This window comes from Streptomyces sp. NBC_00104 (assembly GCF_045160825.1).
Classification (GTDB): Bacteria; Actinomycetota; Actinomycetes; order Streptomycetales; family Streptomycetaceae; genus Streptomyces.
In genome coordinates, this window is the sequence record NZ_CP108215.1 from 6,406,920 (window position 1) to 6,426,669 (window position 19,750).

General features: G+C 71.8%; 17 protein-coding genes and 2 pseudogenes. 8 read left to right on the top strand and 11 right to left on the bottom strand.

Annotation, left to right across the window (positions count from 1 at the left end):
* Positions 1 to 3: 3 nt before the first annotated feature.
* From OG272_RS28160 to OG272_RS28185, 6 genes are read right to left on the bottom strand one after another with little or no spacing between them, the layout of a single operon-like run.
* A complete protein-coding gene (locus tag OG272_RS28160) occupies positions 4 to 297 on the bottom strand; it encodes a putative quinol monooxygenase (protein WP_327728390.1) in 294 nt (97 codons plus the stop codon).
* Entirely contained in the window at positions 294 to 1,025 is a 732-nt protein-coding gene (locus OG272_RS28165) for a histidine phosphatase family protein (protein WP_405895150.1), read from the bottom strand. The genes OG272_RS28160 and OG272_RS28165 overlap by 4 nt, the downstream gene beginning before the upstream one ends.
* Before the next feature lie 21 nt (positions 1,026 to 1,046).
* Positions 1,047 to 1,310 (bottom strand): acyl carrier protein, encoded by a 264-nt coding sequence (locus OG272_RS28170; protein WP_327728388.1) that lies wholly within the window; start codon positions 1,308 to 1,310, stop codon positions 1,047 to 1,049.
* Positions 1,311 to 1,363: 53 nt separating this feature from the next.
* Positions 1,364 to 2,365, bottom strand: a complete 1,002-nt coding sequence (locus tag OG272_RS28175; protein ID WP_328223784.1) for a beta-ketoacyl-ACP synthase III — start codon at positions 2,363 to 2,365, stop codon at positions 1,364 to 1,366.
* The gene (locus OG272_RS28180; protein WP_327728386.1) at positions 2,362 to 3,372 is read right to left on the bottom strand and encodes an AvrD family protein; all 1,011 of its coding nucleotides are present in this window, start codon (positions 3,370 to 3,372) and stop codon (positions 2,362 to 2,364) included. The genes OG272_RS28175 and OG272_RS28180 overlap by 4 nt, the downstream gene beginning before the upstream one ends.
* Entirely contained in the window at positions 3,369 to 3,869 is a 501-nt protein-coding gene (locus OG272_RS28185; protein WP_405895151.1) for a hotdog fold thioesterase, read from the bottom strand. The genes OG272_RS28180 and OG272_RS28185 overlap by 4 nt, the downstream gene beginning before the upstream one ends.
* Positions 3,870 to 4,064: 195 nt before the next feature.
* Here OG272_RS28185 and OG272_RS28190 point away from each other — a divergent pair, with 195 nt between their 5' ends.
* A complete protein-coding gene (locus OG272_RS28190; RefSeq protein ID WP_327728385.1) occupies positions 4,065 to 5,042 on the top strand; it encodes an aldo/keto reductase in 978 nt (325 codons plus the stop codon).
* A gap of 37 nt (positions 5,043 to 5,079) precedes the next feature.
* On the opposite strand, the gene OG272_RS28195 is transcribed toward OG272_RS28190, so the two are convergent.
* Positions 5,080 to 5,718, bottom strand: coding sequence for a helix-turn-helix transcriptional regulator (locus tag OG272_RS28195; protein ID WP_327728384.1), 639 nt, complete (start codon positions 5,716 to 5,718; stop codon positions 5,080 to 5,082).
* A gap of 280 nt (positions 5,719 to 5,998) precedes the next feature.
* The gene (locus OG272_RS28200) at positions 5,999 to 6,799 is read right to left on the bottom strand and encodes a helix-turn-helix transcriptional regulator (RefSeq protein ID WP_327728383.1); all 801 of its coding nucleotides are present in this window, start codon (positions 6,797 to 6,799) and stop codon (positions 5,999 to 6,001) included.
* A 192-nt stretch (positions 6,800 to 6,991) separates the two neighbouring features.
* On the opposite strand from OG272_RS28200, the pseudogene OG272_RS28205 reads away from it, so the two are divergent.
* Positions 6,992 to 8,284 (top strand): annotated as a pseudogene (locus tag OG272_RS28205) (beta-ketoacyl-[acyl-carrier-protein] synthase family protein); the annotation flags it as partial.
* Positions 8,285 to 8,476: 192 nt separating this feature from the next.
* Here OG272_RS28205 and OG272_RS28210 read toward each other — a convergent pair.
* Together OG272_RS28210 and OG272_RS28215 are read right to left on the bottom strand one after the other, a co-directional pair.
* Positions 8,477 to 8,800, bottom strand: a pseudogene (locus tag OG272_RS28210) (MqnA/MqnD/SBP family protein); the annotation flags it as partial.
* A gap of 572 nt (positions 8,801 to 9,372) precedes the next feature.
* A complete protein-coding gene (locus OG272_RS28215) occupies positions 9,373 to 9,717 on the bottom strand; it encodes a trypco2 family protein (RefSeq protein WP_405895152.1) in 345 nt (114 codons plus the stop codon).
* A 92-nt stretch (positions 9,718 to 9,809) separates the two neighbouring features.
* On the opposite strand from OG272_RS28215, the gene OG272_RS28220 reads away from it, so the two are divergent.
* From OG272_RS28220 to OG272_RS28240, 5 genes are all read left to right on the top strand, one after another.
* Positions 9,810 to 11,210 carry a serine protease gene (locus OG272_RS28220; RefSeq protein WP_327728381.1) on the top strand — a complete coding sequence of 467 codons (1,401 nt, stop codon included), beginning with the start codon at positions 9,810 to 9,812 and terminating at the stop codon, positions 11,208 to 11,210.
* Complete coding sequence (locus OG272_RS28225; RefSeq protein WP_327728380.1) at positions 11,207 to 13,558, top strand: tetratricopeptide repeat protein; 2,352 nt, start codon at positions 11,207 to 11,209, stop codon at positions 13,556 to 13,558. The genes OG272_RS28220 and OG272_RS28225 overlap by 4 nt, the downstream gene beginning before the upstream one ends.
* Positions 13,559 to 13,791: 233 nt before the next feature.
* The gene (locus OG272_RS28230; protein ID WP_405896086.1) at positions 13,792 to 15,183 is read left to right on the top strand and encodes a hypothetical protein; all 1,392 of its coding nucleotides are present in this window, start codon (positions 13,792 to 13,794) and stop codon (positions 15,181 to 15,183) included.
* The gene (locus tag OG272_RS28235; protein ID WP_405895153.1) at positions 15,180 to 16,280 is read left to right on the top strand and encodes a hypothetical protein; all 1,101 of its coding nucleotides are present in this window, start codon (positions 15,180 to 15,182) and stop codon (positions 16,278 to 16,280) included. Before OG272_RS28230 ends, OG272_RS28235 begins: the two co-directional genes overlap by 4 nt.
* On the top strand, positions 16,277 to 17,554 hold the full coding sequence (locus tag OG272_RS28240) for a carbohydrate ABC transporter substrate-binding protein (RefSeq protein ID WP_405895154.1): 1,278 nt from the start codon (positions 16,277 to 16,279) through the stop codon (positions 17,552 to 17,554). Before OG272_RS28235 ends, OG272_RS28240 begins: the two co-directional genes overlap by 4 nt.
* On the opposite strand, the gene OG272_RS28245 is transcribed toward OG272_RS28240, so the two are convergent.
* Entirely contained in the window at positions 17,555 to 18,523 is a 969-nt protein-coding gene (locus OG272_RS28245) for a helix-turn-helix domain-containing protein (protein WP_326579502.1), read from the bottom strand.
* A gap of 111 nt (positions 18,524 to 18,634) precedes the next feature.
* On the opposite strand from OG272_RS28245, the gene OG272_RS28250 reads away from it, so the two are divergent.
* The gene (locus OG272_RS28250) at positions 18,635 to 19,678 is read left to right on the top strand and encodes a saccharopine dehydrogenase NADP-binding domain-containing protein (RefSeq protein WP_326579500.1); all 1,044 of its coding nucleotides are present in this window, start codon (positions 18,635 to 18,637) and stop codon (positions 19,676 to 19,678) included.
* Positions 19,679 to 19,750: the final 72 nt, after the last annotated feature.

Consider the following 19,750-nt stretch of genomic DNA (forward strand, 5'->3'; position numbering starts at 1 on the left):
GGGTCAGGCGGCGAGGGGGCGCAGGCGGTGGACGTAAGGAGGACGCACATAGGCGCCCTCGACCTTCGCGAGGAAGTCCGCGACGTACGGCTCCTTCATGTGCAGGTCGATGGCCGCCTGGTCGGCCCACTCCTCGACCAGCACGATCACGTTCTCGTGCTCCTCGGACCGCCAGGCGTCGAAGCGCAACGCGCCCTCCTCCTGACGGGTCGCGGCGCACAGTTCCACGAAGGCGTCCGCGGTGTCCGCCAGGCGGTCCGGTACGACGTCGAAGAGTACGGTGATCTCGATGCTCATGTACGGGTCACTTCCTTGGAGTTGAGCTCGTCGAAGACGAGGGAGCCGAGGTCGACGAAGGACGGGGGCGGGGTGGGCGCGGGCGCTTCCTCGCACTCGTGCGGGGCCACGTTCCACCGGCGCAGGGCGGCACGCGGACGGCCGGCGGGTGACCACTCGACGTCCACGCAGACGGCGGCACAGGTGCCGACCAGGACCTCGGGCGTTGCGACGGCGCCGGCCAGGGCCCGCGTCAGCAGGTTCAGCACACCGCCGTGGGTGACGGTCAGGACCGCGGGCGCGGGCGGGTTCCGGCCGGTCTTGTCGGCCTCTGCTTCCGCTTCCGCGATGGTGCGCAGGGCGGCGGCCGAGCGGGAGAGCACGGCTCTGCCGGTCTCGCCGCCGGGTGGGGCATAGTCGGGGTCGGTGAGCAGCCGCCGCATGGTGCGCGGGTGCTGCCGGGCGAACTCGGCGCGGTCCTGGCCGTCGAGTGTGCCCAGGTCGCGTTCGCGCAGTCCGTCGAGGCGCCGATGGGGGACGCCGAGCCGACCTGCGGCGTACGCGGCGGTCTGGGCGGCGCGCGCCGAAGGCGAGGAGTAGACCGCCGACCAGCTGTCCGGACTCAACGACCGGGCGATCACCTGCGCCTGCCGTACTCCCGTGTCGTTCAGCGGGATGTCGGCCTGCCCCTGGAATCGGTCGGTGGCGTTGCGGTCGGTCTCTCCGTGGCGGAGCAGGACGATACGCATGGCGGGAGCCGTGCCGGCCGTTCAGGCGGCGGCCGGCCCGGTGGCTGCCGGGGCACCGAGGCCCTCGACGACCTGGGCGGCCTCGTCGATGGTCTGCTGGGAGTTCAGCACGCCCTCCTCGATGGAGACGCCAAGCCGCTTCTCCAGGATCAGCGACACCTCCAGCAGGGCCAGGGAGTCGACCGCGAGGTCATCGAAGACGGTGCCCCGGGACACCTCCTCCGCGGGTATCTCGAACTTGCCGGTGAGTATCTCGATGATCATCGTCGTGACGGAACCGGTCATGGGTCACCTCAACTGGTCTTACGGAAAAGGGGGTTTGTGATTTCGGGTGGGTCTCAGCCGACCGGCAGGTCGGGCCAGGTCAGGGTGGCCGAGCCCCAGGTGGCGCCGCCTCCGAAGGCTGTCAGCAGCACCCGGTCGCCCGCTCTCAGCAGTCCGTCGGCCATGGCGTCGGCGAGGGCGAGAGGGATGGAGGCCGCGGAGGTGTTGCCGACGCGGTCGATGTTCAGCACCGCGCGCTCCGGCGGCAGTCCGAGCTGTTCGGCGACGGCATGCAGGATGCGTGTGTTCGCCTGGTGGCCGACCAGCCGGTCGACGTCGGCGACCTCCCAGCCGGTACGGGTCAGTACCGTGCGCGAGGACTCGGCCATGCGGCGCACCGCGGCGAAGAAGACGGACTTGCCGTCCATGCGGAAGTACCGGTCCTCCTCGCGCGGCACCCCGCCCCGGGACCGCTCCTCGGCACCGCCGCCGCGGACCGTGATCAGGTCGGCCATCGCACCGTCGCTGCCCAGGTGCACCTCCTGTACGGCGCCGGGCTCGTCGTGGTCGCCGGCCCGCAGCAGCACCGCGCCCGCCCCGTCGCCGAAGATGACGGAGGTGGTGCGGTCGGAGGGGTCCAGGACGGTGCTGAAGGACTCGGCGCCGATCACCAGGACCCGCTCGGCGAATCCCGAGGTCACGGCGGCCGTGCCGGCCTGAAGGGCGTACACGAAACCGGAGCACACCGCCGCCACGTCGTACGCCGGTACATCGGTCAGCCCGATGCGGGTGGCGACGGTCGGCGCGGTGGCCGGGCAGGGGCGGTCAGGGGTGGTGGTGGCGACGATCACCAGGTCGGCGCCGTCCGCACCGGCGTTCTTCAGAGCCCGCCGACCGGCCTCGACGGCAAGGTCACTGGTGGTGGTGCCGGGCTCGACGACATGGCGCTGTGCGATGCCGGTCCGGCTGCGGATCCAGGTGTCGGAGGTGTCGAGGCGCTGGGCGAGTTCGTCGTTCGTCACCACGCGCGGGGGCACGAAGCCACCCACCCCGGCGATCACTGCCGTTGTGGTCATGCCGTCGGGTGTCCTTCCGGAAGCTGATGGGCCACCGCGGACCGCACCTGGATGCCGGCGAGTTCGGCCACGACGTCAAGCGTGCGCCAGGTGCCGTCTCTCATCCGCAGCAGACCGGGATCGGCCAGCCGGGTGCGCACCGGCACGCCCTCGGCGGGGCGGTCCGGGCGGGAGGCGGTCAGCGTGGTCTGCCGCATCCACAGGGTGTTGCTGTCCTGGCGGCGCATGTCGTCGAGGTCGTAGAGCATGATCTGGGCGAGCTGCAGGGCCGTCACGAAGGCGTCGATCACCGACACCGACGGCTGGTACGCGCCCTCGATGCCCGCGCCGGGCACCGCCGCCCCGTCCTCGTGGCTGAGGGTGAGCGTGGCGTCGGCGCACAGCTCCCGGTGGTCGACCTCCACATCACGGACGTACTGTCGGCGCGTGGTGAAGCCGACGCCGAAGTAGCGGTCCGCCGCGGGACCGAGGAGCGCGTCCAGTCCGGACGACGTGCGTTCCTCCTCCACGGGCCGGGCGGGGGAGTGTTCCACCTCGCACCGCACCCGCATGGTGCCGACCGCGCAGTCGACGACGGACACCACGCGCGCAGGGTGCCCGGCCACCGGGTCGGTACGGCGCAGCGTCGCCTCGGCCGGCAGACCGGTGAGCTCCTCCTGAGGGCTGGAACCGGCCGTCAGCCGCACCTTGCGCAACCATGCGTCGCGCAGGTCCGCGCCCGGGCCGCTCAGGCACGCCTCGGCCAGCTGGGCGGCGACGACGATCCCGTCGACGGTGCTGAAGTGCGGACGCAGATCCGTGCCGGCCGCCTTCTTCGACCAGTCGGCCGGGTAGCGGACGCCGACCGCGGAGCGTGCGAGGACAGCGCCGTCCTCGCTGCGGGCGAGGTGTACCTCGCCGATGTCGTAGGCGACCCGGCGGAAGCCACGGCCGAAGAAGCGCTGCTCGGCCGGCCCCAGCTGGTCGTCCACGGACGACAGCACAGTCCGTGCTGAAATCGGGGTCATCGGTGCTCCGTTCGTATGGATCGTTCCGTTGCCGTTGCCGTCGTCGGAGCGGGCGACATGCGCGGGCCCGGCCCGCGACGGCCGCCGGCGCGGCGAACGGCGCAGGTGAGCCGTGCGGTGCAGACGCGGTTCCCGGAGCCGTCGGTGACGACGATCTCGTAGGAGGCCATCGCCGTTCGCTCGTCGAGCGGCCTGCAGACTCCGGTGAGAGTCCCGGAGGACACCCAGCGGTGGTGTGTACAGGACAGGTCGACGCCCACCGCGTTCCCGCCGGGGCCCGCGTGGAGGAAAGCGGCGACCGAACCCAGCGTCTCGGCGAACGCGGCGTTCGCGCCGCCGTGCAAAATTCCCATCGGCTGACGATTTCCGGCGACGGGCATCGTGCCCACCACAAGTCCCGGTTCACAGATGGTGATTGCAATTCCCATACGCCGGGTGAGTTGTTCGTTTTCGCAGGCGCCGTCGACGTTCATTGGCCCGAGCATCATGTTCGGCATTTACGGTCTCCGTTTTTTCCGTGGCCCACACCGGCGGGCCAATTCGAGTCAAGCACGGTGCTGCGGCGGTCGACAGGTGCATGGCCGCTTGCTGCCATGGCGAACCCCCAATTCACCCAACCAGCGTTAGTTCTCGTAGAGTTGACGCCGGACCGGATACTTGATGCAGACGTAACAGCAAGGGAGCGGGTCGTAGTGCAGCGTGTTTCGCTCGGCGGGCTCGATGTGTCACGCATCGGCCTGGGCGCCATGACGATGTCCGACTACTACACGGGGGCGGGCAGCGACGAGGAGGAGGCCGTCCGCACCATTCGGCGGGCGCTGGACCTCGGCGTGAATTTCCTCGACACCGCCGAGATCTACGGCCCGTTCGTCAACGAGGAACTCGTCGGCCGTGCCGTTGCCGGGCGCCGCGACGACGTAGTGATCGCCACGAAATTCGGTCTCGTCTCGCACGCCGGCGCGGGGCCCAACGTGCTCGACAGCTCACCGGCCAACGTGCGCACGGCGATCGAGGGTTCGCTCCGGCGGTTGGGCACGGACCACATCGACCTCTGTTACCAGCACCGTGTCGACCCGGACACGCCGATCGAGGACACCGTCGGTGCGCTGGCCGAGCTCGTGCGGGAGGGCAAGATCCGGCACATCGGCCTCTCCGAGGCCGGCATGGACACTGTCCGGCGGGCCCACGCCGTCCATCCCGTGACCGCGGTGCAGACGGAGTACTCGCTGTGGTCGCGGCAGCCCGCAGAGTCGCTCCTGTCGCTCTTCCGTGAACTCGGCATCGGTCTCGTCGCCTACTCGCCGCTCGGCCGGGGATTCCTCACCGGGGCGATCCGTTCTCCGCGGGAACTCGACGCGGACGACTTCCGGCTGACCACACCCCGGTTCGCCGAAGCCAACTTCGAACGGAATCTGAGGATCGTCGACGAGGTGGCGTCCGTCGCGGCCGACGCCGGCGCCACGCCCGCCCAGGTCGCCCTCGCCTGGCTGCTCGCCCAGGGCCACGACGTCGTCCCCATCCCCGGTACCAAGCGTGTGACCCGCGTCGAAGAGAATGCCGCCGCCGACGCGGTCGTCCTCACCGTCGACCAGCTCGCCCGCCTCGACGCGCTCATGCCGCCGAGCGGTGAGCGGTACGCAGAAGGGGACTTGGCCCGGACGGGGCTGTAGGCGGCCGGCTCGCCTGCAACCCCCTCGGAACCCGGTCTCAGATCCACTGCCGCCGAGCCGCTTCCACGCCCGCCTGGAAGCGGCTCTGCGCTCCCATCCTGGTCATCACGCCCGCGATGGTCCGGCGGATCGTGCGGACCGACAGCCCGGTGCGCCGCGAGATGCCTTCGTCGGTCAGTCCTTCGGCGAGGAGCACCAGGGCCTCCCGCTCCCGCTCGTCGAGTCCGTCGCACCCGGGGCCCGCCGCACTGGCCGGCCCGGCGGAACGCGCCCACACCTGGTCGAAGAGCTCCTGGTAGGCGCCCACCAGGGTCCTGCCGCGCACGAGCGTCGCGCGGGCGTCCTCCAGACCTGGGTCCGACGGGACGATGGCGAAGTCCCGGTCGGCGACGGCCATCCACACCGGCAGGTGCGGCACCGCCCGCATCCAGGCCCCCGACGCGGCGATTCGCCGGGTGTCGTCGGCGTAGGCGGGATCACGGCTGACGTCCTCGAGGTGCAGGACGCGCACCTGCGCCCCACGGCGCACCAGTTCCGCGCTCAGTAGCGCCGCCTGCTCGCGCACCCGGCGCTCGTACGGTCTTCTGGGAAGCGCGAGCCGCAACTCCCGCACCGGACGGTGGCGCAGTGTGTCCAGCAGGCCCACGAGGGCTTCGGAGTCGGTCAGCGGTTGCATTGCCGACCGGGCGGTGTCCGGTCCGGGCATCAATCGACTTACCAAGTCAACTCTCCGTGCCGAAAAGAAATGCGGATTTAGCGCGGGCGCCTCTCGCACGTAACACAGGTAAATCTCCCCCGTCTGTCAGGGGTTGCCGATGAAGGCCGCTGCGGCCAACCGCTTGCCCTGACTCGCTGACTGAGATTGCAGGGGGCATTGAAGAGCTGTCAAGCGGTAAAAATTTGCCGGTTCGAAGCAACGTTTTTGTGTGTAGAGTGCAGTCGGGGGTGGCGCCACGCTATACCGGAATCAGCGCAACGAAGCGGGCACCCGGGTAATAAGCGGGGAGGAGGACCTGAGAGGTGACCACCAGCTCGGTCCGTGAAACATGCGGGAGTGACAGGCGGAATTTCCCGCCCTGCCGGAATGCGATGATGCGTGGCCCGGCGTCCCACAATTCCCGGCACGCGGGATCGAGCAGTGCACCGGTCAGTAAACCCTTGAGCGTCGGATCGTCCGGGCGCCGGACGAGAGTGAACCGCAACTGGGCCAGATACAGGGAGGCCTGTTGCCTCCAGTCAATGATCTGTTCGCGTGAGTCCGGGTTTTCCAGCACCCAGCGCATGAGATTGGCCCTCGGCTCGCGGACCCAGGGAAACCACCTGGCCATGAGTGCGTTGTAGGCCAGAATGTTCCACGCGTGGTCGATGAGGTAGACAGGAAAGGCCGTCTGTGCGTCCACGAACTCTTTGAGCCGGGCGATCCTGCCGTCCTCGCCCTTCGGCTGTTCTTCGTCCGACACCTCGGTCAACCGGTACCAGTACAGAGCCGTACGTTCATCCGGCCCGAGGTCCAGGGCGTCGGCAAGACCCGTGAGTGTATCCAGGGTGAGCGGGACCTGGGCCCCGCTCTCCAGCGCGCGGTACCAGCGTTCGCTGACGCCCATTCGATGCGCGACTTCCTTTTGCGGCAACGGCTTTTTGCGTCCGAGTTTGGCGCCCGCCTCGGTGCGCCATGCCCGCAAAAGGGCGGGTAGGTCAGCGAATTCGAGCTGGAAATCTGCAAAATCAACTATGTCCGGTTCATTGGAATCGGCCATGACTGCCCCCGTTCGTGCCATTTACCTCGTAGTTCAAATCTAGTTGGAGGCGTCGTCGGCTCCAAAGGGGTGAGTACGCCTGAAGTTTCACCCGTTGACCTGGCATCCAACCATCCGGAAGGGAAAGCGTTTGCCATGGGGTGTAAAGAAAGTACATACACGGAGATGCCGCAGAGCCGGCGGCGCGGCAGGGCGGCCGTGGGTGGACGAGCTCAACTCCGCTCCTCCGCCCGGCGCGTAGTGGTCACCGGACTCGGCGCGGTAACCCCGCTGGGGCTGGGTGGCGACGCTCTTTGGACGGGTTTACTCGTCGGCCGCAGCGGCATCAGGTCGTTGGACGTCCCGGAGTTCGCCGATCATCCGGTCCGCATCGCGGGGACGGTTCCCATCGATCCCACCGAGGTGCTGCCCAAAACGCAGGCCCGGCGCATGAACCGGGCCGCCCAGTTCGCGGTGCTCGCGGCTCGCGAAGCCTGGCAGGACGCCGGGTTCGCCGCGGGCGGCACCCGGGACAGCTGCCTGGACCCGGAGCGGGTCGGTATCAGTTTGGGCACCATCATCGGCGGTGCCTCCGTCCTCGTCGCCGGCGACCGGCGGCTGCGGGACCGGGGCGTGCGGGGGGTCGCGCCGCTCACCGCCCCCATGACGGTCCCCTCCCAGGCGGCTTCCCAGGTCTCGCTCGACCTGCACGTCACCGGAGAGGCCCGCACCGTCGTCAGCGCCTGCGCGTCCGGCACCGAGGCCATCGGGCAGGCCGTCGACCGCATTCGGTACGGCCATCTCGACATCGTGCTCGCCGGCGGAGCGGAGGCCGCCGTGACTCCGGAGGTCATGGCCGCGTTCAGCGCGATGCGCGCTCTGTCGGCACGCAACGACAACCCGCAGACCGCCTCCCGCCCGTTCGCCAAGGATCGGTCGGGCTTCGTGAACGGTGAGGGCGCGGGCGTCCTGCTGCTGGAGTCGGAAGAGCATGCGCTGGCCCGTGGCGCCCGGATCTACTGCGAGGCCGCGGGGTGGGGGCTGTCGGCCGACGCCCATCACCTGGCCGCCCCGGACCCGACCGGCAACGGTGTCGCGAGCGCCCTGCGGCGTGCCGTCGCCGACGCGGACGCGGACCTCGCCGACGTGGTGCACATCAACGCGCACGCCACCGCGACCGTGGACGGTGACCTGGCGGAGGCGGCCGCGCTGAGCACCGTCTTCGGCGGAACGGACGGCGCCGTCCCCGTTCCGGTCACGGCTCTCAAGGGGAGTCTGGGGCACCTCCAGGGAGCGGCGGGGGGTGTGGAGGCCGTGGCTACGGCCCTCACCCTCCATCACGGTGTCATCCCGCCGACCATCGGCTGCGACGACCTGGACGACGCCGTCCCGCTCGACGTGGTCAGGAACATCGCCCGGCCGCTGCCCGGGCATGGCGACCTCGCTCTGAGTAACTCGTTCGGTTTCGGTGGCCACAACGCGGTCCTGGCGCTGCGCCGGTGCTGACCGTGTCCGCGTCGGCCGCGGCCGTGTTCTCGGCGGTCGACGCGGAACTCCGTAAGCCCCCAGGCCCGGAGGATGCGCCTCACGGGTCTGCCGAATGGGTCTCCCAGGGAGTATGGCGGTCGGAGAGTAGTTGCGGTTCGGTGAAGCCGGACGCACCCGCGGCCTCGACGGACACCCGCTGCACGACATGACAGGCCCCTCGGCCGCAATGGCGAGCCCCGGAAGCAGCAGCAGGTCGTCCGTGTGCCGCGGATACTCGGCGAGACTGACCGGCCCGAGGTCCAGGCGGCCCGCGACCGGCCGGTCGCCGGCCTCTTCCGGGCTGAGCGCCACCGGGTTCAGGCCGGACAGCAGCTCCAAGCGTTCGAGCCCCCAGAGGATCGGCCGGCAGTTGAGGAACGAGATGAGCCCGACGCGTGGCGGCCGGCAGTTGAGAAACGAGATGAGCCCGACGCGTGGCGGCCGCCGGTCGGCGGCGATGTCCGGACGCGCGGTGATGAGCCCGTTGGACGGCATGTGCGCGGCGCTTTCTGCGGTGTCGGTGTGGACGGGTTCGTGCAGAAGGGAGGCGGGGTTACTTGCGGCCCCAGGACTGGACCAGTGCGGGCGCCAGGTCCCGGAAGGTGTCGTCCTGCAACAGGGCGTAGAACTCGTCGAGTTCGTACGGGGTCACGTATCCACCCGCGATCAACTGTCTCCACCTGCTCGGGGTCTCGGCCTTCAGCTGGGGGCGTATTCCGCTGCCGCCTCTGCGACCGTCTCCGCGAACGCGTCCACGTGCAGGCTGACGGCCTGCCGCGCCGATCAAGGCCATGAGCGGCGCTTGCTGGGGCTGTGCTCGCACAGGAAGTCGACGACGGGCGTGAGTTCGGGCTCAGTGGCCTTGCGGGAGACTCCGGGGCGCGTTGGGTGCGCAACCTTGCGGGAGCGCATGCGTGTATTGCCCTGTGGCGTCGCGACGCCCGGCACGCACGCTCGCCGTGCGGCGCGAAGGGACAGGTGGCTCCGCCACATGACCCTCCACGCCGCACGCCGATCGCACGCACCGAACGCCGCTCCTTCCTCCACGGAGATCCATCAGAAGGGCCCTAGTCGCGGGAGAGGGCGTCGGGGGGAGGGGGGCCGGGGGGAGTGGGGGTTTCGCGGCTTACCTCGTGGTGGTGGCCGCCCGGGCCGGGGAGGGGCTTGAGGTCCACCTGGATGCGGTGGGTGGAGTCGTGGCTCACCGTGCCGCCGAGGCGGGCCTCGACGACGCCGAGGCGCAGGCCCGCGCCGCCCTCGCCGGACCGGTGGAACTGGACCGAGAACTCCAGGCTGACCTGCTCCACGCTGAACCGCCAGTCGCTCGCCGCGCCTTCGGCCTGGGCCCGGGCCAGCTCCGCGCGGACCGTGCCGATGGCCTCCGCGAGACCGACCGGTTCGGTATCGCCCATGTCAACACCCCGTCGGATTGCAGTGATTGACCTGTCCAAGTTGGTTCACAAGTCTAGGGACGCACGATGCCCCGCGCGTAGTGTGAGGCAGCATGGGGGAATTGCGTGCGGACTGGAGACTCCGGCTGCGGCGCGACGACGCGCACGGCCCCATCTGCGGTGCCGGTGTGCTCGTCGACCAGTACACGGCGCTGACCTGCGCGCATGTGGTGCGCCGCCCGGACGCCGTGATGTGGCTGGAGTTCGCCGAGAACGGTGACCTCGAACCGGTGTCCGCGCGCGTCCCGCCCGGCGGATGGCTGCCGGCGGGCGAGGGGGGTGGGGGAGGCCGGGGCCCCGGGGGTGCCGGGGGCGGTGAGGATGTCGCCGTACTGCGACTGGACAGTCCGCGGCCGCAGGCGCGGCCCGCCCGGCTGGAGCCCACGCTGTGGGGCGGGATGGAGGTGTCCGCCACCGGGTACGCGGAGGGCTTCGACGACGGCATGAGCCTGTGGGGGCGTATCGGCGGAGTCAGCGGTGAGCGGGTGCAGTTGGACGCCGTCACCAAGGCCGAGGTGGTGCGCAGGGGGTTCAGCGGCGCCGCCGTGTGCACCAGGCCGGAAGAGGGGCGGCCCGCCCGGGTGGTCGGGCTCGTCGTCAGCTGGCGGGGGGACATGGGCGAGTTGCTGCCCGAGAACAACCGGCTCGCCTTCTCGTATCTGATCCCCGTCGAGCGCATCGCCGAACTCTCCCCGCTGGTCAAGGAGTTGAGCAGCCCGTACGCCTGGGATCACGGCTTCGAGGAGCGGTTGACGCGGTGGTTCGAGGACCCCGACGAGGAGCCGGTGAAGATCACCGTGGTGCCGCCGGGCAGTGGCAAGGACCGTTCCCTGCGTCATCTGTTGCACCGGGCTCGTCTCGTCTATCGCGGAGGGGGTACCTCCCGCTCGAACGAAGCCGACAGTGGGGGAGGCTCCAGCAGACCCGACCTCGCCGATCACGCCCTGGGCCACATCGCCTTTCCGCCCGGCCAGTATCTGGCGTACTGGGACTGGCTGCTCGGCACCAAGCCTCGGCCCGCGCGGGCGGCCGCCCTCCCGGCCGGACGTCAGGTCACGGTCGTGGTCGACGGTGTCGACGAGGAGTCCGAGCCGGGGCCGTTGATCGCGCTGCTCGCCCGATTACGGTCGCTCGGCTTCCGGGTGCTGCTCGTCTTCCGGCACGAGGGCGGCACCGGCTGGACCGCCGCCCGCGACGAACTCCTCGGGCCCGCGCTCCTCGCCCACGCGGACGCGCTGCTCGCCCGGCTGGAACGCGCGGAGTTCAGCCGCGCGGTCCGGCACGGCGTCGTCGACAGCGCCTCCCTCGGCTCCCTGACCGAGACGGCCGACCGGCGCCGGGGCGAGCGCCGCCTGATCGACGAGACCACGGACCCGCAGTGGCGGCTCACCCAGGTGCGCGAGCTGATCAGGACCCTGCGCGCCGACCTGCGGCGGGCCGGAGACCGGGCATGAGGCCCGCAGCCCGCCCCGGTCAGGAAACGGACGGGGAGAGCGTGCCGGTCTGCCCGCACCGGCGCTTCACCGGCGCCCCCTGCGGCGGCACGGTGCTGCCCACCGGCTACTGCGCCGTGTGCGGCCGCGCGGAGAACGGCCCCCGGCTGCCCGACCTGCCCGAGGACCCCCGCCGGTTCGGTCCCGCCGAACTGCTCGCGCTGCCCGAACGGGCGCCGCGCCCCGCGCAGGAACGCCTCATCCATCCCGAGGCACCGCTGCGCGTCCGTATGGTCTGCTCGTCCGCCGAGTGCGGCATCACCTTCGCGCCGCCCTACACCGTCGGCCCGGTGCCGGTCGAGGGATACTGTCCGGCCTGCGGCGAGCCCTACTCGTACCGGCCCGAACTCGCCGAGGGCGACCTGCTGCGCGACGACCAGTACCGGATCATGGGGCCCATCGCGCACGGCGGCCAGGGCTGGGTGTATCTCGCCGAGGACACGCATCTCGGTGACGTGGTCGCCGTCAAGGGCATGCTCAACCGCTACGAGCAGGACGGGGCCCGGCTCGCCGACGTCGAACGCCGCAACCTCGTCGCCATCCGTCACCCCCGCATCGTCCAGATCCGCGACTTCGTCGCCCGGCGCGACGACACCGGGAAGGTCACCGGCGGCTACATCGTCATGGACGACGTCGGCGACGGCACCCTCGACAAGGTCGTCAAGGAGACCCGGCGCGGGGAGTGGATCCTCGACATCGAGGACGTCGCCGCGTACGGCTGCCAGATCCTCGAAGCCTTCGTCCATCTGCACGCCGGCGGCGAACGGGTCTTCGTGTACGGGGACATGAAGCCGTCGAACGTGGTGCACCACGGGGACGGCGTCAAGGTCATCGATCTCGGCGGGATGCGCGAACAGGGCCAGAGCCAGCCGCCCGCCCACGTCACCCCCGACTACATGGCGCCCGAGACGGCGTCCTCGCCCGTGCCCACCACCGCCCACGACCTGCACACGGTCGGCGTCACCCTGCGGGAGCTCGCCGGCTGGGCCGTCGACGAGGTGCCCGGCCTCGGCACCGCCTCCTTCTGGGGGGTCGTCGACCGTGCCACGCGCGGCGATCCGGGCCTGCGTTTCGCCGACGCCCGGGAGATGGCGGGCCAACTGCGGGGCGCCCTGCGGGAGATCCGCGCCCTGCGCGGCAAGAACGACCCGCCCGAACCCTCCGACTACTTCTGGCCGTCCCCGCAACTGCTCGGCGCCCGGCTCGGCACGGTGCCCGGCATCGATCACTGGCTGGGCCGCCCCCGCCGCGACCGGTACGACCCGCCCCTCGCCCCCGCCCTCGACCTCGGCGCCCCCACCCCCACCGAGATCGCCCGCCGCCTGCCGGTGCCCAGGCGCTACCCGGGCGACCCGCAGACCACCCGCTTCGAGGTCAGCAGCGGCTACGACCCGGGCCGGCTCCTCGACCAGGAGGACGGCAAACCGCCCTCGGTGGAGATCCGCCTGCACAACGTGCGCGTCCTGCTGGGCCGGGACACACGGGAGGACCTGGAGCGGGCCCAGGAGGAGCTCGACACCGCCGACTCCATTCCCGGGCCGTCCGCCGTGCGCCGGTGGCGGCTGGAGTGGCACCGCGCCCTGGTCGCACTGCGCCGCGCCGACCTCGACGACGATCCGCGGCAGATCGCCCACGCCAAGGGCCACTTCACCAAGGTCCGCCTCGAACTGCCCGGCGAGTACGCGCCCAAACTGGCCCTCGCCTACTGCGGGGAGCGGCTCGGCGACGACACGGCCGGGCCCACCGCCAAGGAGCTGTACGAGGCCGTGTTCGCCCGCAACCCCGCGCACGGCGGCGCCGCCCTCGGCCTCGCCCGGCTCGCGCTCCGCGCGGGCGACCGCCGCGCCGCCCTCGACGTCCTCGGCCGGGTCCGCCCCGGCACCCTGGACCACACCGTCACCCGTATCGCCTCCTTGCGCATCCGCGCGGCCCGGCTGCCCCGGGACGCCGACCCGCTGCCCGCGCCCACCGAGGTCGACGTGGCGCTCGCCGAACTGAGCGACCTCGTACGCCGGGAACCGGGGGCCGGCGGGCCGAGCCTGTCCGAGGACGAGGCGCTGCGCCTGAGCGCCGAGCTGCACGAATGGAAACTCGACGCGCTCCACAGCCGCGGCGACCGGCCCGGCCCCCGGGGCGGCGGACGGCTCGACCCCGGCAGCCTGAGACGCCTGAGCGCCCAGGAGCGGGAGCTGCGCGAACGGATCGAGTCGCACTACCGGCAACTGGCCGCACGGCACGGGGCGTCGGCCGCCGCCCACGAACACCTCGTGGACCTTCTGCAGGCGGTACGGCCGCAGACCGTGATCTGACCGCACGCACGACGCAACACGCAACACGCAACACGCAACACGCACCACCCGGCGGACGGCGTCCACGCGGTCCGTTCGGCACTGCTCGGCGGACGGCGTCCACGCGGTCCGTACGGCAGCGACCTGGTGGACGGCGTCCCCGCCGTCCGCACGGCGACGACGGGGAGGGAACGGTGACGCACGACATGAGCGGTCACCCGAGCCGGGACGCGGGCGGCCACGCGAGTGGGCGTATGAGCGGGCACGCCCGGCCGCCGCGGCCGGACATCCGGCTGCACGTCGACCTCGCCGGCGATCTGCGACCGCACCGCAGCGCGAAGATCGAGGCGCATCTGCGGGTCGACGTGACCGCCGGTGACGCCCCCGCCGAGCTGCCCGCGATCGAACTCGCCGTGATCATCGCGGTCGATGTCGCCGAGCCCCTCCGGGCGGTCGTCCGGCGCGCCCTCTCGGCCGCCCTGCGCGCCCTGCCCGACGGCATCTCCTTCACCGTGCTCGGCGCAGGCCCCGAACCCGTCCGGTTCCATCCGGGCGGTGACGCCGAGTGGGCCGTCGCCGACCAGCACGAGAAGCGCCGGGCCGCCTTCGCCGCGGGCGCGATCCCGCTGCACCGGGACGGTCCGCGCCCCGCCGGGTACGCCGTCTGGGCGGCCAGGTCACGCGCCCTGCTCGCCGCCCGCCCGCTGTCCGTACGCCACCTGCTGCTGATCACCGACGGCAGCAGCGCCCCCGGCGAGACCCGGCTGGAGGAGGAACTCGACTCCTGCGCCGGGCACTTCACCTGCGATGTCCTCGCAGTGGGCGCGGACTGGACCCCCGAACCCCTGCTGACGCTCGCCGAACGGCTGCACGGCACCGCCGAGTTCGTGGACGACGGCCTCGGCGGGGCGATCACCGCGGCCGTCCGGCGGCTGCGCCGGGTGCACACTCCCCAGCTGCCCATCGAGGTGACCGTACGGCCCTCGGTGCGGCAGGTCGCGCTGAACGAGAAGGCGCCCCGGCCGCACCGGCTCGGCGGGCTGCCCCAGCCGGGCCGGCCGAACCGCTGGAGCTTTCCGACCTACCAGTGGGAGCAGGGCGGACGCGACTACCTGCTCACGCTCGTCGCCGACGCCGACAACGACCCGTTGGACACCTACCTGCAGTTCGCCATGGTCTCCATCGGCGACGTCCACGCGTCCGTCACCGCCCGCTGGCACCGCCCCGAGCAGCCGCCGCCCGATGTTCCCGCGGGTGGTGACAGCGTGCGCCTGCAGAGGTCCACCACCGTGATGCGGGACGCCCTGCGCAAGGGGCTCATCGCGCTCCGGGAAGGGCAATGGGACGCCGCCGAGGAGTACTTGAGCCAGGCCGCACGTCTGGCGGCCCGGCTCGGCTCGGAGCTGGTGCTGCGCGAGATCGGCGCGGTCGCCGACATCGAGGACGCGGCCGGGGGACGGGTCCGGCTGCGCCGCCCCGCCGTCGACGCGGGCACGCTCGGCCCGATGATCCTGCGCGCCGGGTCCCGGCCCGTGCCCCTGATCGACGCGGTCGGGCCGCAGCCGGGTCCGCGGTGCGGGGGGTGCGAGCACCCGGCCGGGGGCGAGGCCCGTTACTGCATCGCCTGCGGGAAGAAGCTGCCGTGACGACCGGACGCGCCCCTTCGAGGAGCGGGCACCGCCTCGCCGTCTCGCGGCGCCGCCGCTCATCCGCCGCTTCCCGGCGCGGACACTCCCGTTCCTCCCGCTACTCCCTCGCCGCGTTCTGGCGCGAGCGGCTGAGCGGCCGGCGGACCCGGCGGCTGCTGGAGGCGCATCTGCTGGTCCTGACGGTGTGCGCGCTCGTGGCGGCCGGCGCCGTGTTCGTGTCCTGTCGTCAGATCCAGGGCGGTGCCGAGGCACTCGCCACCAAGGAGGCGCCGGCGGTGCAGGGGCTCGCCGCCACCCGGCTCGCGGTGCTGCGCGCCTACTTCGAGGCCCACGAGCTGAAGAAGATGAAACTCGTCGACGTCGCGGGCTCGGGCGAGGCCTACCGGGCCCAGCTCTCCGCCGCCGACCAGGGGCTGTCCAGGATCGCGGACCGGACGGACCAGGACCTCGGCACCGTCAACGGGCTGCTCGCCACCTACAGCAACTCCATCACCCTCGGTACGGCCACGTACCGGGACCAGCCGCTCATGCGCGACCAGAAGCTCGCCGAGGCGCGCTCGCTGCTCACCCGCCGGGGCGTGGGACTCGTCCCCCGCCTGGACGACATGCAGCAGGTCCAGATGAAGCACGCCGCAGCCACCGCCACCGAGGGGTGGCTGCAGCGGAGCGGCTGGTGGATCGCCGAACTCGCCCTGCTGGCGCTGGCGTCGACCCTGCTTTCCGCGCTGTTCGTGCTGCGCGACCGCTGCGGCCGTGACTGGAACCCGTACCTGCTCGCGGCCTTCGCGCTGACCGCGCTGCTCGCCGTCGTCCCGCTGCTGACGATGGCGTCCGCCCAGGACGACCTCGACAGCGTGGTCGGGGACCTGCGGCAGATCACCAAGGTCTCCCGGCACCCCTGCTGCGAGGAGTCGCCGGCCGGCGCCCAGCAGACCGTCACGGAGAGGTCCGAGAACGTCCGGCGCGTGCTGGCCGACGACGCCTGGACCGACCGGGTCTACCAGGGCACCCTGACCGGCGGCCTGCTGATCGTCGTCCTGCCCGTGGTGGGGCTCGGTCTCCGGCTCGACAGCGACTACTGGAGGCGACGGTGACCCGGCGGTTCAAGATGCTGGTGCTGCTCATGGCGCTGCTGCTGGTCTCCGCCGGCAGCATGGTGGCGGTCTGGTCGCAGCGGGACGACGAGCCGGTGACCATCCTCGGGCCGTGGACCGGCGAACAGGGCAAGCAGTTCGAGAACGTGCTGCGGAGCTTCGGCATCCCCTTCGAGTACCAGGGCACCGCGGCCCAGCGCGAGGTACTGCTGTCCAAGGTGCAATCGGGGGAGCCCCCGGACATCGCGATCATGCCGGGCGTCGGCGAACTCGCCGAGTACGCCGACCAGGAGCGCCTGGAGTCGCTGGACGGCCTCTACGCCGAGGAGGAGTACGGCTCCCCCTGGAAGCCGGTGAGCAAGCCCCCGCACCACGCGTACTGGGTCCCGGTCAAGGCGGACCTGAAGAGCATCGTCTGGTACCGCGAGGGCGACAGGCCCGCCGGACCGTCGGCCCCGCTGTCGAGTTGGTGCATCGGGATGGGGGACGACGGCGCCTCCGGCTGGCCCGGCAGCGACTGGATCGAGGACCTCGTGCTGCAACGGCAGGGCCCGGACACGTACGGGAAGTGGGCGCTGGGCCACAAGGACGTGAAGTGGACCGGCAAGCCGGTGCTCGGCGCCTGGGAGGCGTGGGCCGGTCTGCTCCGCCAGGACAGGGCGGCGGCCAGGCGCGCCCTGCTCACCGATCACCGGGGGGACCCCGCCGGGTACGGGCTGTTGTTCGACGGTTCCGGTGGTTCCGGTGGTTCCGGTGGTTCCGACAGGTGTGCCCTGGAGCACCAGGGCTCCTTCGCCCGTTCCTTCTACCGGGGGAAGCGACAGCAGGCCCGCCTGATGGACTCCGCCTCCCTGTTGCCCGGCGGCGGCTACCCGGTCCGGGCCCACGAGGTGACCGGCGACTTCGCCGCGCTGTTCCGTGACCGTCCGCAGGCCCGTGACCTGATCGAACGGCTGGCCTCCCGGGAGGGCCAGCAGAAGTGGGCCGACGACGCGGACGTCTTCTCGGCGAACCGCCGGGTGCGATCGGAAGGCGGCCCCGTCGAACAGGCGATCGCCCGTCGTCTCACCGGTCCGGGCACCCTCTGCCTCGACGCCTCCGACGTCATGCCACCCGCCGTCCGCGACGCCTTCTACGAGGCCGTCCTCCTGACCATCGCGCGCGCGGCCGCCGGGGAGGACCTCGACCTGCCGGGGCTGCTCAACGACGTGCAGAAGGTGGCGGATGCGCAGGGCGACCGGCCGGCGCCCCTGCGGACGGTGTGCGGTACGTAGTCAGGGGGTGTCGGAGCGGGTGGCGTGGAAGGTGCGGCGGTAGGTGTCCGGGGGGACGCCGAGGGTGCGGTTGAAGTGGCGGCGGAGGGTGGTGGCGGTGCCCATGCCGGTGCCGGCGGCGATCGTGTCGATGCTGTGGGAGGTGGTTTCCAGGAGTTCCTGGGCGCGGCGGATGCGCTGGGTCAGGAGCCACTGGAGGGGGGTGGTGCCGGTGGCCGCGTGGAAGTGGCGGGTCAGGGTGCGGGAGCTCATCCTCGCCCGGCGGGCCAGGTCCTCGACGGTCAGGGGCTGGTCGAGGCGTTCCAGCACCCAGGGGAACAGCTCGGTCAGGGGATGGTCGTTCCGGGTGGGGACCGGGGCGGGGACGAACTGGGCCTGGCCGCCGGAACGGTGTGGGGGCACGACCAGACGGCGGGCCACCGTGTTGGCGGCCGCCGAGCCGTGGTCGAGGCGGACCAGGTGCAGACAGAGGTCCATCGCGGCGGCCTTGCCCGCCGAGGTGAGCACGCTGCCGTTGTCGACGTAGAGGACGTCCGGGTCGACCTCCACCTGCGGGAAGCGGGCCGCCAGCACGTCGGTGTGCGCCCAGTGCGTGGTCGCTCGGCGGCCGTCGAGCAGCCCCGCCTCGGCCAGGACGAACGCGCCGGTGCACAGGGAGGCGATCCGCGCGCCCGCCTCGTGGGCCGCGCGGACCGCGTCGACCAGGTCGGCCGGCGGGGCCTCGTCCACGTCGGCCCAGCCGGGGACGATCACCGTGTCGGCGTGGGGGAGTCGGTCCAGACCGTGGTCCGGCTCCAGGCGGAAGCGGCCGACCCGCACGGCGTTCGGGCCGCAGAGCACGACCTCGTACCAGGGCGCGATCAGGTCAGTCAGGTCGGCGCCGAACACCTCGTAGGCCAGGGCCAGTTCGAAGTGCAGCATGCCGTCGGTGACGGCCAGGGCGATGGTGGTCCGGTTCGCTGACGGCATGTCGGAAACTGTACGGGGCATGTCGTTTCGGACACTCGTGGTGGGGGTCCGCCCTCGGAAGAATGGCCGTGGTGGGGCGGTGGGCGTCCCGAGGAGAGTGGGGGAGAGCTGATGGGTGCGGGGCGTACGGTCGCGGTGTTCGGGGCGTATGGGCACACCGGGCGTTTCGTGGTGGCGGAGTTGCGGGCGCGGGGGTTCGTGCCGCTGCTGGTCGGGCGGGATCCGGAGAAGCTGCGGCGGCTCGCCGCGGACCAGCCGGGGCCGGAGGACCGCGTGCGGGTCGCCTCCATCGACGAAACGGCCTCGCTGGACCGGGCGTTCGCCGGTGCGGATGCCGTGGTCAACTGCGCCGGGCCCTTCGCGGAGACGGCCGGGCCGGTGATCGAGGCGGCGTTGCGCGCCGGGATTCCGTATGTGGACGTGGCGGCCGAGATCGAGGCCAATCTCGATACGTTCGCGGAGTTCGGGGAGAGGGCGCGCGCGGCGGGGGTCGTCGTGGTGCCCGCCATGGCCTTCTTCGGCGGTCTCGGTGATCTGCTGGTCACCGCCGCGCTGGAGGCGGCCGGCTGGGCGACGGCCGACGAGGCGCACGTCGCATACGGGCTGAGCGGGTGGCATCCCACGGCGGGGACGCGTGACGCGGGCGCGGTCTCGCGGCGGCGCAGGGGCGGACGGCGGGTCCGGTACGGCAACGGGCGGCTGGAGTACCGGGACGACGCGGCGCCGGCCACGAAGTGGGACTTTCCCGAGCCGATGGGGACCCGGGCCGTGATCGGGGAGTTCAGCATGGCCGATGTCGTGACCGTGCCCAGCCATCTGTCCATCCCCGAGGTGCACACGTACATGACGGTCGAGGCAGCGCGTGACCTGGCGGCCCCCGACACGCCCGCCCCGGCCGCCGTCGACGAGCACGGGCGGTCCGCACAGACCTTCCTCGTCGACGTCGTCGTCCGTTCCGGGGGTGTGGAACGACGTGCCACGGCGCGCGGGCAGGACATCTACGCCGTCAGCGCGCCCCTCGCGGTGGAGGCGGTGCGGCGGGTGGTCGAGGGGCGGACGAAGGCGGTCGGGGTCGTCTCGGCCGGGGCCGCGTTCGACGCGGCCGACTTCCTTCGCGCGCTGTCCGGGCACGTTTCGGTCGAGCTCGGTCAGTAGGGAGACGGGGACCCTGCCGTGCTGCGGACGGAGTCAGAGGGCCCGGCACACAGGGCGCCGCCGGCTCCGTGG

Excerpts from the sequence above, each read along its gene's own strand:
- OG272_RS28160 (WP_327728390.1), bottom strand. The coding sequence starts at position 297 with ATGAGCATCGAGATCACCGTACTCTTCGACGTCGTACCGGACCGCCTG.
- OG272_RS28165 (WP_405895150.1), bottom strand. The coding sequence starts at position 1,025 with ATGCGTATCGTCCTGCTCCGCCACGGAGAGACCGACCGCAACGCCACC.
- OG272_RS28170 (WP_327728388.1), bottom strand. The coding sequence starts at position 1,310 with ATGACCGGTTCCGTCACGACGATGATCATCGAGATACTCACCGGCAAG.
- OG272_RS28175 (WP_328223784.1), bottom strand. The coding sequence starts at position 2,365 with ATGACCACAACGGCAGTGATCGCCGGGGTGGGTGGCTTCGTGCCCCCG.
- OG272_RS28180 (WP_327728386.1), bottom strand. The coding sequence starts at position 3,372 with ATGACCCCGATTTCAGCACGGACTGTGCTGTCGTCCGTGGACGACCAG.
- OG272_RS28185 (WP_405895151.1), bottom strand. The coding sequence starts at position 3,869 with ATGCCGAACATGATGCTCGGGCCAATGAACGTCGACGGCGCCTGCGAA.
- OG272_RS28195 (WP_327728384.1), bottom strand. The coding sequence starts at position 5,718 with ATGCAACCGCTGACCGACTCCGAAGCCCTCGTGGGCCTGCTGGACACA.
- OG272_RS28200 (WP_327728383.1), bottom strand. The coding sequence starts at position 6,799 with ATGGCCGATTCCAATGAACCGGACATAGTTGATTTTGCAGATTTCCAG.
- OG272_RS28215 (WP_405895152.1), bottom strand. The coding sequence starts at position 9,717 with ATGGGCGATACCGAACCGGTCGGTCTCGCGGAGGCCATCGGCACGGTC.
- OG272_RS28220 (WP_327728381.1), top strand. The coding sequence starts at position 9,810 with ATGGGGGAATTGCGTGCGGACTGGAGACTCCGGCTGCGGCGCGACGAC.
- OG272_RS28225 (WP_327728380.1), top strand. The coding sequence starts at position 11,207 with ATGAGGCCCGCAGCCCGCCCCGGTCAGGAAACGGACGGGGAGAGCGTG.
- OG272_RS28230 (WP_405896086.1), top strand. The coding sequence starts at position 13,792 with ATGAGCGGGCACGCCCGGCCGCCGCGGCCGGACATCCGGCTGCACGTC.
- OG272_RS28245 (WP_326579502.1), bottom strand. The coding sequence starts at position 18,523 with ATGCCGTCAGCGAACCGGACCACCATCGCCCTGGCCGTCACCGACGGC.
- OG272_RS28250 (WP_326579500.1), top strand. The coding sequence starts at position 18,635 with ATGGGTGCGGGGCGTACGGTCGCGGTGTTCGGGGCGTATGGGCACACC.